Origin of the sequence: Pedobacter suwonensis, from assembly GCF_044762335.1 — a bacterium.
Classification (GTDB): Bacteria; Bacteroidota; Bacteroidia; order Sphingobacteriales; family Sphingobacteriaceae; genus Pedobacter.
Genome location: NZ_JBIWEB010000006.1, coordinates 59,886 through 76,743, shown reverse-complemented (window position 1 = coordinate 76,743; position 16,858 = coordinate 59,886). Strand labels below are relative to the sequence as shown.

Annotated in this window: 8 protein-coding genes; 4 read left to right on the top strand and 4 right to left on the bottom strand. The window is 40.1% G+C overall.

Annotated features, from left to right (window positions below; all coding sequences use genetic code 11):
* The first annotated feature begins 3 nt into the window (after positions 1-3).
* A complete protein-coding gene (locus ACIQXP_RS11580; protein WP_293744599.1) occupies positions 4-1,026 on the top strand; it encodes a YihY/virulence factor BrkB family protein in 1,023 nt (340 codons plus the stop codon).
* A 212-nt stretch (positions 1,027-1,238) separates the two neighbouring features.
* Here the strand turns inward: ACIQXP_RS11580 and ACIQXP_RS11575 are convergent, their stop codons facing one another.
* Positions 1,239-3,110: a DNA topoisomerase IV subunit B gene (locus ACIQXP_RS11575; RefSeq protein ID WP_293744600.1), complete on the bottom strand. Its 1,872-nt coding sequence runs from the start codon at positions 3,108-3,110 to the stop codon at positions 1,239-1,241.
* Between the two features lie 531 nt (positions 3,111-3,641).
* Between ACIQXP_RS11575 and ACIQXP_RS11570 the strand changes: the two genes are divergently transcribed.
* Both ACIQXP_RS11570 and ACIQXP_RS11565 read left to right on the top strand, forming a co-directional pair.
* Positions 3,642-4,979 (top strand): APC family permease, encoded by a 1,338-nt coding sequence (locus ACIQXP_RS11570; protein ID WP_293744601.1) that lies wholly within the window; start codon positions 3,642-3,644, stop codon positions 4,977-4,979.
* 69 nt (positions 4,980-5,048) lie between these two features.
* Positions 5,049-6,383, top strand: coding sequence for an MFS transporter (locus tag ACIQXP_RS11565; RefSeq protein WP_293744602.1), 1,335 nt, complete (start codon positions 5,049-5,051; stop codon positions 6,381-6,383).
* 432 nt (positions 6,384-6,815) lie between these two features.
* Here the strand turns inward: ACIQXP_RS11565 and ACIQXP_RS11560 are convergent, their stop codons facing one another.
* Together ACIQXP_RS11560 and ACIQXP_RS11555 are read right to left on the bottom strand one after the other, a co-directional pair.
* The gene (locus tag ACIQXP_RS11560) at positions 6,816-8,528 is read right to left on the bottom strand and encodes a RagB/SusD family nutrient uptake outer membrane protein (protein ID WP_293744603.1); all 1,713 of its coding nucleotides are present in this window, start codon (positions 8,526-8,528) and stop codon (positions 6,816-6,818) included.
* A gap of 15 nt (positions 8,529-8,543) precedes the next feature.
* Positions 8,544-11,774, bottom strand: a complete 3,231-nt coding sequence (locus tag ACIQXP_RS11555; RefSeq protein WP_387503852.1) for a SusC/RagA family TonB-linked outer membrane protein — start codon at positions 11,772-11,774, stop codon at positions 8,544-8,546.
* A 577-nt stretch (positions 11,775-12,351) separates the two neighbouring features.
* Here ACIQXP_RS11555 and ACIQXP_RS11550 point away from each other — a divergent pair.
* A complete protein-coding gene (locus ACIQXP_RS11550; protein ID WP_293744605.1) occupies positions 12,352-13,650 on the top strand; it encodes a DEAD/DEAH box helicase in 1,299 nt (432 codons plus the stop codon).
* Positions 13,651-13,999: 349 nt separating this feature from the next.
* Here the strand turns inward: ACIQXP_RS11550 and leuS are convergent, their stop codons facing one another.
* Positions 14,000-16,786: a leucine--tRNA ligase gene (leuS, locus tag ACIQXP_RS11545; protein WP_293744606.1), complete on the bottom strand. Its 2,787-nt coding sequence runs from the start codon at positions 16,784-16,786 to the stop codon at positions 14,000-14,002.
* Positions 16,787-16,858 lie beyond the last annotated feature (72 nt).

The window sequence follows — 16,858 nt, the reverse complement described above, 5'->3', positions numbered from 1 at the left end:
CAGATGAAAGTAATCACCAAGATCAAAAATTTCTTTATTGCACTTTATCATCTTTTTGTTGCTGCCGGAAAAGGTTTTGTAGAAGATCGGGTAACTAAATTGAGTGCTTCGCTCGCTTACTACACTATTTTTTCACTTACGCCACTAATTATTATTCTCCTCTCGGCAGCCACGTTGTTTTTTGGCGACGAAAGAAACCAAAAGACAAGGGTCCAGTTTTATGGCCAGGTGACCGAAATGGTAGGCAGAGATGCAGCTACGCAAATTCAGGGTTTTGTAGAACATGCCAATAAATCTGGTCAGTCTACCATTGGTTTAATTATTGGTATAGGAACGCTGATTATCGGATCAACAGCTATTTTCATTGAAATACAAGATAGCATCAACATGATCTGGAAAGTAAAGGCTGTACCTAAAAAAGGCTGGCTTAAAATGCTTTCCAACCGTTTATTGTCTTTCTCTTTAATTGTTTCCATGGGCTTTTTATTGCTGGTTTCGCTCGTGGTCAATAGCATTGTGGTAGGTTTAGGCTCCAAACTGGCCAGCCTGCTTTCTCAAAGCGAAATAGATGAGGTTATTCCGGTTGCAAATGACACCATGGCCCTGCTGATTTATATTTTAAACAACGTCATTACCCTTGCCGCAGTTACAGCCGTTTTTGCGGTTATTTTCAAAGTATTGCCGGATGTAATTATCCGTTGGAAATCGGCAATCATCGGCGCTCTATTTACGGCTATCCTGTTCAGTTTGGGTAAATACCTGATCGGTATCTATATTGAAAAAGGCAATCCGGGTTCTGCTTTTGGAGCAGCCAGCTCCATCATTGTGATCTTATTGTGGATTTATTATACCTCGATCATACTCTATTTTGGCGCCGAATTTACCCAGGCTTATGCAGAAAAATATGACAGGGGTATTTCTCCAAGTAAATATGCTGTATTTACGAAAATCACCATCGTAGAAAAAAAGGTAGATGTATTGCCCCCTCAGCATCCGGAAAATACAGTGAATGCGCCCGAGGAGTAATTATAGTTTAAAGATCTCTTCAGCCTTTGCGGGTACCCGGCGTTGCTTCGTAGATGACATTTTTTTTGGATTAATTCAATGGATAGGATAGCGTAGCCCTTAAACAAAGAAATCGAGTTTTAAAAACTCGACTTCTTTAATATGCGCGATTGAAGGATCTTTTAATGCATTCATTAAAAACTGGCTCGTGGAACACACAAACCCGAGATAAACTAAGCCACCTCTTCTGTAATTACTTTAGGTTCTTCATTTACTTCATCCTTTTCTATTCTGAGGTTACGGATAATATGCTGCTGCCTGTCTGGGGTATTTTTTCCCATGTAATATTCTAACAGGCCTTTGATTGTCTGATCTTTTAAAATAACAGGATCCAATCTGATGTCTTTGCCAATAAACAAACCGAATTCATCCGGAGAAATTTCACCTAGTCCTTTAAATCGGGTTATTTCAGGTTTATTACCCAGTTTTTCGATTGCATTTTTACGTTCTTCATCACTATAGCAATAAATAGTTTCCTTTTTATTCCGAACCCTGAAAAGCGGTGTTTGCAAAATATATACATGGCCTGCTTTTACCAGGTCAGGGAAGAACTGTAGGAAGAAAGTCATCATGAGCAAACGGATGTGCATTCCATCCACGTCGGCATCAGTAGCGATTACGATATTGTTATAATGAAGCCCATCTAAACCATCTTCAATGTTTAAAGCATGTTGCAACAGGTTAAACTCTTCATTTTCGTACACTACCTTTTTGGTCAGTTCGTAACAGTTAAGTGGTTTCCCTTTCAAACTAAATACTGCCTGTGTATCTACATCGCGCGATTTGGTAATGGAACCAGAGGCTGAATCCCCTTCCGTAATAAAAAGGGTAGTTTCATAACGCTTTTCGTGGGTGGTATTGAAATGAACTTTACAATCGCGTAATTTTTTATTGTGTAATGATGCCTTTTTAGCCCTGTCGTTAGCCAGTTTTTTAATCCCCGCAATATCCTTACGCTCCCGCTCTGATTGCATAATCCTTTTTAGCAAAGCATCGGCAACATCCGGATTCTTGTGCAGGTAATCATCCAGTTCTTTTTTAACAAAATCATTGATGAACGTAGCTACAGATGGGCCTTCCGGTCCCATATTCTGAGATCCGAGTTTGGTTTTGGTCTGCGATTCGAATACAGGCTCCTGCACGCGGATAGAAATGGCCGCAATAATGGATGAACGCACATCAGCTGCATCAAACTCTTTTTTGAAAAACTCGCGAACCGTTTTCACTACTGCTGCCCTGAAAGCTGCCTGATGCGTTCCACCCTGTGTGGTATGCTGTCCGTTAACAAATGAATGGTAATCTTCGCCATATTGCTGCCCGTGGGTCATTGCAATTTCGATATCGGGACCAACCATGTGAATAATCGGGTACCTGATTTCTTCGGGCTTATTGAATTTGGAAAGCAGGTCGTAAAGGCCTCTCTCTGAAAAATATTTCTGATTATTGAAATTTATCGTTAAACCTGTATTTAAGAAAACGTAGTTCCAAACCATGCTTTCCACAAAATCAGGGATGTAATGATAATTTCTGAAAATACTTTCGTCGGGATAGAAAGTAATGGCCGTACCGTTACGTTGCGTGGTATCGATTACCGGATTTTCATTTACGATTTCACCTTTAGAAAATTCTACTTTTTTAGTTTTTCCATCGCGGTACGATTGAACGGTAAAACTGGTCGATAATGCATTTACTGCTTTTGTACCCACGCCATTTAAACCCACCGATTTTTGGAAAGCATTACTGTCGTACTTACCACCCGTATTGATTTTGCTTACACAATCAATTACTTTCCCTAATGGAATGCCCCTGCCATAATCCCGAACGTTAACTTTTTGCTCGGATAATGTAATTTCGATGGTTTTTCCGGTTCCCATCACAAACTCATCAATAGAGTTGTCTACAATTTCCTTTAATAAAACATAAATACCATCATCTTGTGCAGAGCCATCGCCAAGTTTACCGATATACATACCCGGACGTAACCTGATGTGCTCTTTCCAATCCAATGAGCGGATACTGTCGTCGTTATAAATTACTTCTGCCATAATATGTTTATCTGTTCTTCAATGAAAAACCCTGCATTTTTTGATCTGCAAAGTGATGAAGAATTTGTAGAAACAATCCTGATGATTGAAATAGAAACATTTTTCAAATAATCCATCAGAATGATCATACAATAATAGTTTTATTCTGTGAGGCAAACAAAAGAAAGTTTCAACATAAAGATGGATGATGGCATATTTAAAATGGATAATGGCCTGGTAGCATATGGACGATTGTTTGATAGTCATAGTATGATGGTGAGGAGAAGATTAATTACTTATGTTTTTGTATGGTCAATTGTTAACTTATCCATTGGCTATCAACCATGCACCAATGAACTAATGATCAACAAACTAGTGACTAATGACCAATGAACCAAAAGACCATGACCCAGAAGTTTCGCCTCCATCCTCCCTTTTCCATCTTACATCTTATCTTACATCTCACATCACCCATCTCACATCTAACATCTGACATCTAACATCTTTACATAATTTCCCTATCTTCATCCAATTATTCAAAAACCCTTTTTAATGCAACAAAAAAAACAGCTTTCGCTCTTTGATTTATCCATGATTGTGGTGAGTTTAGTGATTGGAATGGGTGTTTTCCGTACTCCCGTAAATGTGGCGGCTAAGGCCCAGGTTCCCGAATTGTTTTACCTGGCCTGGTTTATCGGTGGTTTTGTGGCTTTTTGCGGGGCATTAACTTATGCCGAAATCGGATCGCGTTTCCCTGTAACTGGTGGCTATTACAAAATTTTCTCTGTAGCCTACCACCCTTCCATCGCCTTTGCTATTAATTGTATTGTGATTATTTCAAGCGCCGCATCGGTAGCGGCCATATCTATTATCGGGGCAGAGTACCTGAGCAAGATTATTTTACCACCTGCCATACAAAGTGAAACATCCAGGGTGGCGATAGCCATTACCACCATTTTGGTGTTTTATTTTATTAACCTGTTGGGTTTAAAAGCGAGTGCCAAAACGCAAAATATATTAACGGTAATTAAAATCGGGATGATTTTAACGCTCATATGTGCGGTATTTTTTGGTAGCCAAACACAAACCGTTATACCGTTTTTTAAAACCGCAACAGGAGCTTTACCAACCTGGTCTGATTATGGAAAGGCATTAGGCCTTTGTTTAATTGCCGTTTCTTTCTCTTATGCAGGTTATGCGCAAACCATCAACTTTGGTGGTGAAGTTAAAGAGGCAAAAAAAGTAATCCCGCGCTCCATTATTATAGGTTTAAGCATTATTGTGACCCTTTACCTGGCCATTAACTATGCATATGTGAAAGTAATCGGTTTCGAAGAATTAAAATCGGCCGAAAGTATAGCGGCAATATTGGCTTCAAAAATATTTGGTCCTGCCGGATTTAACGCACTTTCGGTAATTATTTTTTTCTCGGTAATGGGTTATGTGAATGTGAATCTGTTGAGCAACCCAAGGGCCATGTTTGCGATGGGCGAAGAAGGGGCTCTGCCAAAAATTTTTAGCAGGATGAACAAAAAAACAGAAGTAATTACCATTAGTTTAACCGTTTTTACCTTGATTTCGGTGGTGATTATTTTCTATGCGAAAACCTTCGATAAAATTTTAAACTATACCATTTTCTTAGAAAGTATTAGTATGGCGAGTTCCGCAGCAACCATTTTCATTCTCCGCAAAAGAACCGCACATCTTGATAAAAAAAGCATTTATACTGTGCCATTATATCCTATATTGCCTATTATATTTATTGCAGCTTATACTTTTGTTGCTTTCAGCATTTACGCTGATGATAAAAATGCAGCACTTAATGGTTTATACATTTTTGCCGGATTTCTGGTCATCTATTTTGTAAGCAGGTGGTTTAATAAGAAATAATTCATACAAGGTTTAACCTCACAGTTTCAAAAAACCTGCGAGTTTTAAAAAACATTTTTTAAAAAATTAATGAACAAAACACTCTCCTTAAAACAAGAAATTGCTTATGCCGCCGGTATGATTGGCTGGAGTACGATGACCAACATTATCATCGTTATGCTTCCCTATGTCTACCTGCCACCAAGTAACGCTGGCTTAACACCTTTGGTACCACAGCTTGTTTTGTTGGGTGCATTTAATATCCTTTCTATCATTGCGGCCTCAGGCAGACTGGTAGATGCCATTTACGACCCTTTCATCGCTTCAAGAAGCGATGCGAGTACCAATAAAAACGGTCGCCGAATGCCTTTTATGAAATGGGCCATTGTGCCGGCTATGCTTTTCTGCGGATTGGTTTTTTATCCCATTCAAAAAACAGAAAGTTTGCATAATGCCTGGTGGCTCACCATCACACTTTGTTTATTTTTTATATCGGTTACCACCTATATTATCCCCTATAATGCTTTGCTGGCTGAAGTAACCCATACGCCGAAGCAAAAAGTTAAGTTATCCAGCTACCAGCAGGTGGGCTTTGTTATCGGCATTATTTTATCGGCCTGTACCAATAACTTTGCCGATCTGGTTGAAGCTAACTTTCATGTAAGCAGCCGCAGCGAAGCCATTCAGGCCGCAATATGGGGTTTGTGCATCTTATCTGGATTGGTGATGTTATTACCCATTCTTTTCATTAATGAAAAAGAATTTTCGGTGGCCAAACCTACACACGTTCCGTTATGGCCAGCTATAAAAAGTACTTTTAAAAACAGTAATTTTAAATACTACCTCATATCTGATTTTGCCTTCTATACGGCACTGAGCATTATATCAAGTGGTTTATTGTTCTTCTGCACGGTTTTATTGGGTCTGCCGGAATCAGAAGGAGGCAAATTTATGGGCGCCATGGTTATGGCATCTTTGCTATTTTATCCACTGGTAAACTTTGGTTCCGCTAAAATTGGCAAAAAGCCTTTTGTACTGCTTGCCTTTGGCGTGTTGTGTTTAATCTTCGTCACTATTTTCTTTTTAGGTAAATTACCTTTCGGGCCATATACGCAGATTTACATTCTGGTATTATCAGCCTCTTTCCCACTGGCAGCGCTTGGCATTTTACCTACTGCGATTCTGGCCGATATTGCACAAAGAGACACGTTGAAAACAGGTGAAAACCACGAAGGCATGTTTTTCGCGGTGAAATATCTTTTTGTAAAACTTGGTCAAACCTTGGGGATTGCCATTTTTGCCATGCTCACCATTTATGGTAAAGATCCGGGCAATGATTATGGGTTAAGGTTAAATGGCGTGGTAGGTTTTGGGCTTTGTTTAATAGCGCTGCTGGTTTTCAGCAGATTTAAGGAAGATAAATAGTTTTTAGATGTTAAAAGATATAGTGCTAATCTAAATATCATTAATAAATTACTGTTATAACATCTGTTTTTTATGGAAAGCAATTGCGGTGCCGTTTCGGTTACTGTAGTCCCGCCCTTTGCTTAATCCCGATAGCACAAAACGTGTGAATTAAATCCGTTCAGATCGGGATAACGCTGTCGGTCGGGTTTATTTTACTTAGCGCAGTAGCCATATTAAAGTTACCTAACCCCACCGAGCAAGATGCTTTTTCAATCTGCAGAGAAAGGAAACCGGATGAAGAAATATTTCTTAAAACAGATAGCTTCGGGCGTATCAATTTGCTTATTCAGCCCGCAATTAAAAAATATAGATTTAAAAACCATGTAAGAAAACATCAGCGGAGCAATGTTTTGATCATCGCTCCGCTAGTGTATTCAATTATCGATTCACCTAATATCCGGTATTTTGTTTTAACGTTCCCTTACTTCTGTCTATCTGATCCTGCGGTAAAGGGAAATATTCATCTCGGCTTTCTATACTAATTCCTTTCAAGTAGTTAAAATACCCGCCTTCAAAAGCGAAATAACTCTCAAGGGTCTGTTTTACTATACCCCACCTTACCAAATCAAAAAACCGGTGTCCTTCCATAGCTAACTCTAACCTACGTTCGAAACGTACGGCATTTCTGGCATAAGTATCATCGGGAAATGCCGGGTATTGACTTACTTTATACGCGGCTGCAGGCGTTCCATTTATGGTTTGTGGCGTTATTTTAGCGGCACGTGCCCTTACGGCATTTACCAGCGTTAAAGCCCTGCTTAAATCGCCTTTTTCTACTGCACATTCTGCAGCCATTAAATAAACATCGCCTAAACGAATCAGATTCACATTTAATCCGCTCACGTTGGTAGCACCCGGTGCGGTTCCGCTGGTTAGCTGAGCAATATCAATGGTATTTTTAACAGCGATAAAGGGGCCTCCGTTACTGGAATCACGAATCCAGGTATCGCCTGCCATTAAACCCCAGTCACGGTAGGGAACACCCCTTCTTCCTATGGTAGATTCAATTCTAGGATCTAAAGGTAGCGTTTTATCTACCACATAATTATCTTTAGCTGAACCAGTCAGTCCCAAATCAGATTGATATGGATTATTGCGATAGCTTCCATCCAGCAATGGCAAACCTAAAGTACTCACTTTAAAAGAGTTGGCTAAATCAATGGAAGGTTGAAAGAAGCCACAGCAGTTAATTGGTGCATTACCATAGGGAAAATTAAGCATATCGCCAACGTTTCCATTATCTCCGCTTGTACCATCTGTTCCAACCGAATGTTCAACAGCCATAATCGTTTCTGGTCCATCCTCTTTGGTAATGTCGAAATTATCTGAATAAGGCATTGTAGTTAAATCTGCCTTAGCCAAAATTACCGCATTTAACAGATCGTACGCTTCAGTATATTTTTTCTGGTATAGATAAACTTTCCCCAGATAAGCCTGGGCAGCATATTTATCAACCCTTCCTTTTTGGTTTTTGGGTTTGGTTGGACTTAAATTAGCTACAGCATATTGAAGATCGGCTATAATATTAGGATAAATATCCTTATCGTTTGGAACAAAAGTACCATTGCTGGCTTCTGTAACATAAGGTACTGATTTAAATACCCGTACCAAAAAGAAATAATAATGTGCACGCAGTAATCTGGCTTCTCCCTGGATTTCCTTTGCACGGGCATCACTAAATTTACCTGAACCGCCTCCGGACTGCAGACTCGCTAAAACCCTTAGTGTACTGTTACAACGCTGGATTCCTTCAAAACACCGGTCCCAGAGGTTCGATAAGTTATCGTTTGTGCTGGTTGGCGAATGCTGTTCAATGGCGTTCATGGGTGGCTGATCACCTGTGCTACTTCCTTTATGTGCATTATCTGAGGCGACCTCGCCAAATAACCACTGACTCGGTGCCGCCCCATAATTGCCCCAGGTACCGTTCACGTTTCCATTTAAAAGGCCATAAGCACCTATTAAAAGCCCCTCAACTCCATCCTGGCTCATCAGCTGGTCTTCTGAGAGTTGACCTTGAGGCTGAACTGTTAAAAATTCCTTTTTGCATGAAAACGTAATACAAATTAATAAGGAAAGAAGAATATACTTTATATGTTTCATCTTGATATCTTTTAATTAAAATCCAACATTAATACCGATTAAAAATTGACGTGGTGACGGATAAACCCCTTGATCTACTCCCGGAGCAGTAAAAGTGTCTACAATCTGACTGATCTCCGGATCCAGGCCTGTATATTTTGTAATGGTAAATAAGTTACTTGTACTCACATATACCCTTAATTTACTGATACCGGAATTTTGACCAAAAACTTTTGCTGTTGGGATAGAATAGCCAATTTGTAAATTTTTCAACCTCAAAAAGCTTCCTTTCTGGATGTAATAGCTTGAAGATGCAAACTCCAGATCTGAAGCGCCTGCATAAGAAGATGGAATCAGACTTGAGGTATTGGTTGGACTCCATGCATTAAGTAATCTAACACTTTTTGCACCATCAAAGGAAGGAAAATCGGTAAAATAACGGGTAGCCTCAAAAATGTCATTTCCCTGCACACCATATAAGAAAGCAGAAATATCGAAGTTTTTGTAAGATGCATTTAGGTTGATCCCATAGGTGAAATCAGGATTTGGATTTCCAATTATGGTGCGGTCTTTCGGATCAATTACTCCGTCACCATTAATATCCTGATAACGTAAGCCACCCACCCTTGCGCCAGCATAAGAAGGATTATTTTGGATATCGGTTGTACTCTGATAAATTCCTGCTGTTTTATAGCCAAAAAATGAGCCAAGAGGTGAACCTTCCTGTAGTACACTGGTTTGTAAACTCCTGTAATTACCATATACCTGGTTAAAAATACCAGGTGCCAGCTTTACAATTTCATTGTTGTTTTTTGAAAAATTTAAACCAACGTCAAATTTAAAAGGGCTATCTGCATTTCTTCCATAATGATAAGCCACATTAAATTCGACCCCTTTATTGCTCATATCGCCAATGTTTACGAATGGCGAACTTCCTAAACCAACTACACTTGATGGTAACGGCACAGGATAAAGCATATCAGTTGTTTTTTTGTTATACCAATCAACAGATCCATCAATAGCTCCGCCCCATAGGGTAAAATCAAGACCAATATTTAAAGATTTTACTGCTTCCCATTTGATATCGGGGTTTTGATAAGCATTTTGGCGCACACCAGTGATAAGGCCATTTCCACCACCAACTGCATAGGCAGCATTGGCAATAGAACTTTCGTACCTGTTCATGTAGTTATATGGTGGTATCCGCTGGTTACCGGTTTCTCCGTATCCGCCCCGAAGTTTTAAATCCGTAATCCATTTAACACCCTTCATAAATTCCTCTTCAGATACTCGCCATCCGGCACTAACCGCTGGAAAATTACCATACTTATTCGCCTCTCCAAAGTTAGATGAACCATCCCGACGGATAGTGAAACTAGCCAGGTAGCGATCTTTAAACGAATAATCGAGTTTACCAAATACGGAAAATAATGACCCTACTGCTCCGGTACTGGAGTTGTTAATGTTTGAAGAACCGGTAGTCAGGTAATAATAATCAGGATTCCCCAAGAGAAAGAAATCATTACGGCCTCCATTCAGTTGTCTGGATCTCGACCTGATCGCCTCCGTGCCGATTAATGCACTTATTTTGTGCTCTTCATTAATTACTTTACTATAATTTAAGGTATTTGTCCAGGTCCATTCCGTATTATATCCCTGATATTCATTCAAATTATTTGAATTATTACCTTCAGAAAATTCGAGGTTCGGATAACGCATAGATAAACCATTATAGTTTTCATAACGTATACCAAAATTAGTTTTTAATACCAAACCGGGAATGATATCGCCCTCGCCAAAAATGTTACCAAAAAAGAAATTGTTTTTATTGACATTGTCTTTTGCCCTGTATAAAAAGGCAAGCGGATTTTCGGCATTACCTAACTGGCTACCCCGACTACCGGCAAAGTTTCCGGCAATATCATAAACCGGGATAATGGTAGGGATCCGGTATGCCCAGCCTAGCGCACTTCCCTGATCCTGGTAACCACCTGGGGTATTCGGGTTAACCCCGAATCCGTAACCTTCCGTATAACTATACTGAACATTCTCTCCAAAACGTACACGTTTATTAAACGCAGATATCCCCGTATTGGATCTAAAACTATAACGTTTAAAATCAGTATACTTTATCGTGCCTTTTTGATTCAGGTATCCCGCACTAACGGCATAAGTTGCATTTTCTCCGCCACCTGAAGCGCTAAGCTGATAATTTTGAACAGGCGCAGCCTCCGTAATTTCCCTAAACCAATTGGTACCTTCTTTATTGGCCTTTGTAATTTGGTAAAATAAATTCGGATCACGACTGTAATTATATCTGGCAGGGTCTGCGTCTGCCGCCGTTACCTCCTGGCCAAGTTTTAAACCTGCCACTAAATATTCGGGCAATACAGGGGTAGCACCCGAACCATAGTTTTTACCTGCCGCAATCGGTTTGCCCGCATTGGTATATCCATCAAATACATATTGTGCGTATTGCTGAGGATTCATCATTTCAGGAAAGCTGCTCCGTCTTGGCACCTGCGTGCCATAATAAGAATCAAGTGTAATTTTTGGTGCACCGGATACCCCTTTTTTTGTCGTGATAATTACAACACCATTATTGGCCCGCGCCCCATAAATAGAAGCTGAAGAAGCATCCTTGAGAACTTGCATACTTTCGATATCATTTTGGTTGAGCCAGGATAACTTTCCTTCAAAAGGCACTCCATCAATCACATAAAGCGGGTCGTTATTATTAATGGTACTGTTACCCCTGATTCTGATTTGTGGTGTGGAACCGGGCGCACCGTCATTTACAATCTGCACCCCTGTTGCTTTACCCTGAAGTGCCTCTACAGCACTTGCGGCGGGTTGGGCTTTCAGTAAATCCATACTTACTACTGCAACGGCCCCAGTTAAATCTTTTTTTCTCTGAGCGGAATAACCGGTTACCACTACTTCGGTTAAATTGTTGTTCTCGGCCTGCAAAATAACCGTAATACTGGTTTGCGAACCTACCGTTACTTCCTTACCTCCATATCCAATAAATGAAATCACTAGTACGTCAGTAGGTTTTGCATTTAAAGAGAATGTTCCGTTGGCATCTGTAGTCGTACCCCCGGTTCCATTCTTGATTTTGATAGTTGCACCAACAACGGGTAATTTGTCATCACTCGCAATAACTTTACCAGTGATTCTTGTTTGGGCCATTGCACCAAGTGCAAATAAAATCCCTAAACACAAGAGAAGAAACCCCCTCCTGATACAGAATAAATTTTGTTTCATAGGTTTATATTGATTAGTTAAATAATGCGTATTTATAATCCGATGCGACCTGGCTTAATAAACCCAGTAGCATCGCTTTATTTAATCAGCTCACGATGAAGTATTTATAAAGTCCATCCGCCCGGTTGGGATAATTTCAAAAAAAGGCAGGTATGGAAGAAGAATGGATTTCTTCTGCGGGTAAGTAGTTTTTTTCTCATAGGTAGTTGGTTAGACAGGTTTTAACTTGTTTAATTTATAGTTTACATAACGGTATTTTCAAAGCCAGTAATCATTAGTGTAAAAAATACACTTAAATAATAATAAATATACATATAAAAATAATTATACTACAAATTAAAAATCCGAAAAATACTGTTTAAAAATTACTATATGTAATATTTAAAAACATAAATTGTATGATAATCAAGATTCAGATTAGATTTACCATAAAATATACTAGTGGCACTTTTTTTCGTATCTTTGCCACCGAAGCAGGAATAAGGGCTTGCCATTCTGAATGGCATATTCTCTCCGCAAGTTAGTCCTTCAGCAAATTGATTGTTCTAGCTTCTTCGATAAATTATAAAAAACATACATGTTATTCAAAGACTTAAACCTCATTGAGCCAATTTTAAAGGCGCTTGAGACCGAAGGTTATTCACAACCAACACCCATACAGGAGCAATCCATCCCAACCATATTAAAAGGAAAAGATTTATTGGGTTGCGCGCAAACCGGTACCGGAAAAACGGCTGCTTTTGCCATTCCGATGCTGCAGTTACTGCACGAAAAACACATCAATACCAAGGCAACCAAAAATATCAAGGCATTGGTTTTAACACCAACCCGCGAACTGGCTATCCAGATTGAGGAAAGCTTTAAAGCCTATGGCAAAAATTTAAATCTTCGCCATCTGGTAATTTTTGGTGGCGTAAACCAGTTCTCGCAGGTAGAGGCATTGAAAAAAGGAGTTGATATTCTAGTGGCCACTCCCGGCCGTTTGCTCGATTTAATGAACCAGGGCTTTATTAACCTGAATACGATTGAACTGTTCGTTTTAGATGAAGCTGACAGAATGTTGGATATGGGCTTTATCCACGATGTAAAAAGAGTAGTGGCTAAATTGCCTGCCAAACGCCAGACCTTATTTTTCTCGGCAACCATGCCCGATGAAATCCAGAAATTGGCCAATACCATCTTATCCAGTCCGACGAAAGTAGAAGTGACTCCGATTTCTTCTACCGCCGAAACCATTGTGCAATCGGTTTATTTTGTAGACAAACCAGATAAAAAGAAATTATTGATCCATCTTCTTGAAGATAAAAATATCCAGACAGCCTTGGTTTTTACGCGTACCAAACATGGTGCAGACCGTATTGTTAAGGATTTAGGCCATGCCGGGATCAAAGCGGCGGCTATACACGGCAATAAATCGCAAAATGCCAGACAAAGGGCATTGACAGATTTTAAGGACAGGAAAATCCGCGTTTTGGTTGCCACCGATATTGCCGCCCGTGGTATTGATATTGATCAGCTGTCACATGTGTTCAATTTTGAATTGCCAAACATTCCTGAATCTTATGTTCACCGGATTGGCCGTACGGGCCGCGCAGGCGCAAATGGTATTGCCATTTCGTTCTGTGATGCTGAAGAGAACGAATACCTGCTGGATATTCAGAAACTGATTAAAATTACGCTTCCGGTTGTTGATGATCACCCCTATCCGTTAAGCTGGGAAAGTATGTTAGCCAAAAACCAGGTAAAACGTAAACCGCAAGCCCAATCTAAAGGCGGTGGTGGCGCAAAAAAAGGTGGCGATGGCAATATGAGCGGCAAACCTCGCAATGCGAGCAATAACAGGAGATTTGGCGGAAACAGAAGGAAAAGAGATTAGTGAGGCTGAAGGCTGGAAGGCTTAAAACCCAATCTCAAAATAACCTAATAAAACCCGAGTTTTAAAATACAGCTTGGGTTTGTTTTTTATATTAACAGTGCTGAAGTGTCGCGTCATTAATCACATCATTTTTAATCATAATGCAATACGCTTTAAGATTCCCGCCTGCGCGGGAATGACGATACCATTATATAAAAACCCGGATTACGAAACGTAACCCGGGTTTTTATATTTCCAGTTTAGGAGATTGCAAGGAAAACCTTCGGCTCTATTAACCTTCCGCCTTCCACCTCTCTAAGGGCAATTGCAATGGAAAACCTTCCACCCTATTACCTTCCGCCTTCTATCTTTAAACCACTACATTAATAATCTTTCCTTTAACGAAAATAATTTTTTTGGTTGGCTTTCCATCCAGAAATTTTTGGAATTGCTCATCAGCCAATAAAATGCTTTCTACTTCTGGTTGTGCTAAAGTTAAGCTCAAATTCAGGTTCATTTTCATTTTACCGTTAATAGAAACCGGATAAGCAAACTCATCTTCTACTAAATACTCAGGCTTAAATGTTGGGAAGGCAGCATATGATAAAGTTCCCGCTTCGTTACCCAATAATACCCAAAGTTCTTCGCAGATATGCGGCGCATATGGTGAAAGAATAATCACCATGTCTTGCAAAATCTGGTGGTTTTTACATTTCAGGTCCGTTAATTCATTTACCGCAATCATAAAACTTGATACAGAAGTGTTGAACGAGAAACGCTCAATATCATCCTGTACCTTTTTAATGATTTTGTGCAATGATTTCAATTCAGCTTTGGTAGATTCAGCATCAGATACGGTGAATTCCCATGACTCGTTGTGGAATAATCTCCAGAATTTACGCAGGAATTTAAATACGCCTTCAATTCCATTGGTATTCCAGGGTTTGCTCTGCTCCAAAGGCCCCAAAAACATTTCGTACATACGCAACGTATCGGCACCATAACGCTCAATCAAATCATCGGGATTAACCACGTTGAATTTTGATTTCGACATTTTTTCTACCTCAACACCGCAGATGTATTTTCCACTTTCCAGAATAAATTCAGCATTGGCATATTCTTCTCTCCAGGCTTTGAATTTAGTTAGGTCTAAAGTATCGTTTTCAACAATATTCACATCAACGTGTAATGCCGAGGTTTTATATTCTTTTCTTAAACCAGCAGATACATAGGTATTGGTAGGTTTTCCATTCTCGTCGTTAACGCGGTAAACAAAATTACTCCTACCCTGAATCATCCCCTGGTTAATCAGTTTTTTGAAAGGCTCTTCTTCTTTGGTATAACCCAAATCTTTCAAAAATTTATTCCAGAAACGGCTGTACAATAAATGGCCGGTTGCATGTTCAGAACCACCGATGTACAAATCCACATCTTTCCAATATTCAACTGCTTCTTTTGAGGCAAAATTGTTGTTATTATTGGCATCCATATAACGGTACCAGTACCAGCTGCTTCCGGCCCACCCCGGCATGGTGCTTAATTCATAATGTCCGCCATCTTTAGGCAACCAGTTTTCGGCCCTGGCCAATGGTGGTTCACCTGTTTCGGTCGGTAAATATTTATCAATTTCAGGAAGCAACAATGGCAGTTCTTCTTCCTTAACCAGATAAGGCAATCCATCTTTAAAATAAACCGGAATAGGCTCACCCCAATAACGCTGGCGTCCAAAAATCGCGTCACGCTGACGGAAGTTTACCTTTGCCTTGCCTGCACCACGTTCTTCCAACCAATTATTCAAAAAGGCAACCGCCTCTTTGTATTCCATTCCGTTAATAAAACCAGAATTAATGTATCTTCCTTCTTTTGTTGGGTCTGCCTGTACATCGATATCTTTCTGTGCATCTAAAATCTGTACAATCGGCAAATTAAAATGTTTGGCAAATAACCAGTCGCGCTGATCGCCGCTCGGAACCCCCATCACCGCACCGGTTCCATAGCCTGCCAATACATAATCCGCAATCCACAACTGCACGCGCTCACCACTTACCGGATTAATCACATAAGTACCCGTAAAAGCACCCGATACCGTTTTGGTATCAGCCATACGGTCTAATTCCGATTTCTTTTTGGTTACAGCAATATAATTTGCAATTTCTTCTTTTTGTTCTGGTGTGGTCAATTCGGCAACCCATTCGTGTTCCGGGGCCAATACCAGGTACGAAACACCAAAAATAGTATCTACACGGGTGGTGAATACTTCAATCTGCTTATCATTTCCTTCCACCTGGAATTTAACTGATGCCCCAACGCTCTTACCAATCCAGTTGCGTTGCATTTCTTTAATCGGTTCCGGCCAGTCGATGGTATCCAAACCTTGCAAAAGCCTGTCTGAATAAGCGGTAATACGCATACTCCACTGCATCATTTTCTTTTGCTCAACAGGGAATCCGCCTCGCTCAGAAAAACCGTCTTTCACTTCATCATTCGCTAAAACAGTCCCCAATGCCGGGCACCAGTTTACCGTACTTTCACGCAGGTAAGTTAGGCGGTATTTTAACAATTCGATCTGTTTTTCTTCTTCTGTAAAGGTTGCCCAATCACTTGGCAAAAATACCCTGGTATCTTCATCGCATACCGCTTTTACATCAGCGGTACCTGATGCATTGAATTTTTCGATCAGCGTGCTAATGTCCTCGGCCCTGTCGTTTTCGATGTTATACCAGGAATTAAACAACTGCATAAAAATCCATTGTGTCCATTTGTAATATGATGGTTCACTGGTACGCACTTCCCTGCTCCAATCGAAAGAAAAACCAATCTGGTCTAACTGCCTGCGGTAGGTAGCGATATTAGCTTCAGTAGTAATAGCAGGATGTTGCCCGGTTTGTATGGCGTATTGCTCTGCTGGTAAACCGAACGAATCGTAACCCATCGGGTGCAATACATTAAAGCCTTTAAGGCGTTTATATCTCGAAAAAATATCTGATGCAATGTAACCCAGCGGGTGCCCAACGTGTAAGCCTGCTCCTGATGGATAAGGAAACATATCTAACACATAGTATTTTGGTTTCTCAGAATTGCTTTCGGCTTTAAAAGTTTGATGATCTGCCCAGAATTTCTGCCACTTTTGCTCTATTTCTTTGAATTGGTAATCCATTGCAAGTTTTAAATGTTTAAAGGGGCGAAAATACGGAAATTAAGGGGCTTAAAAAAGGAGATTCAGGATAAT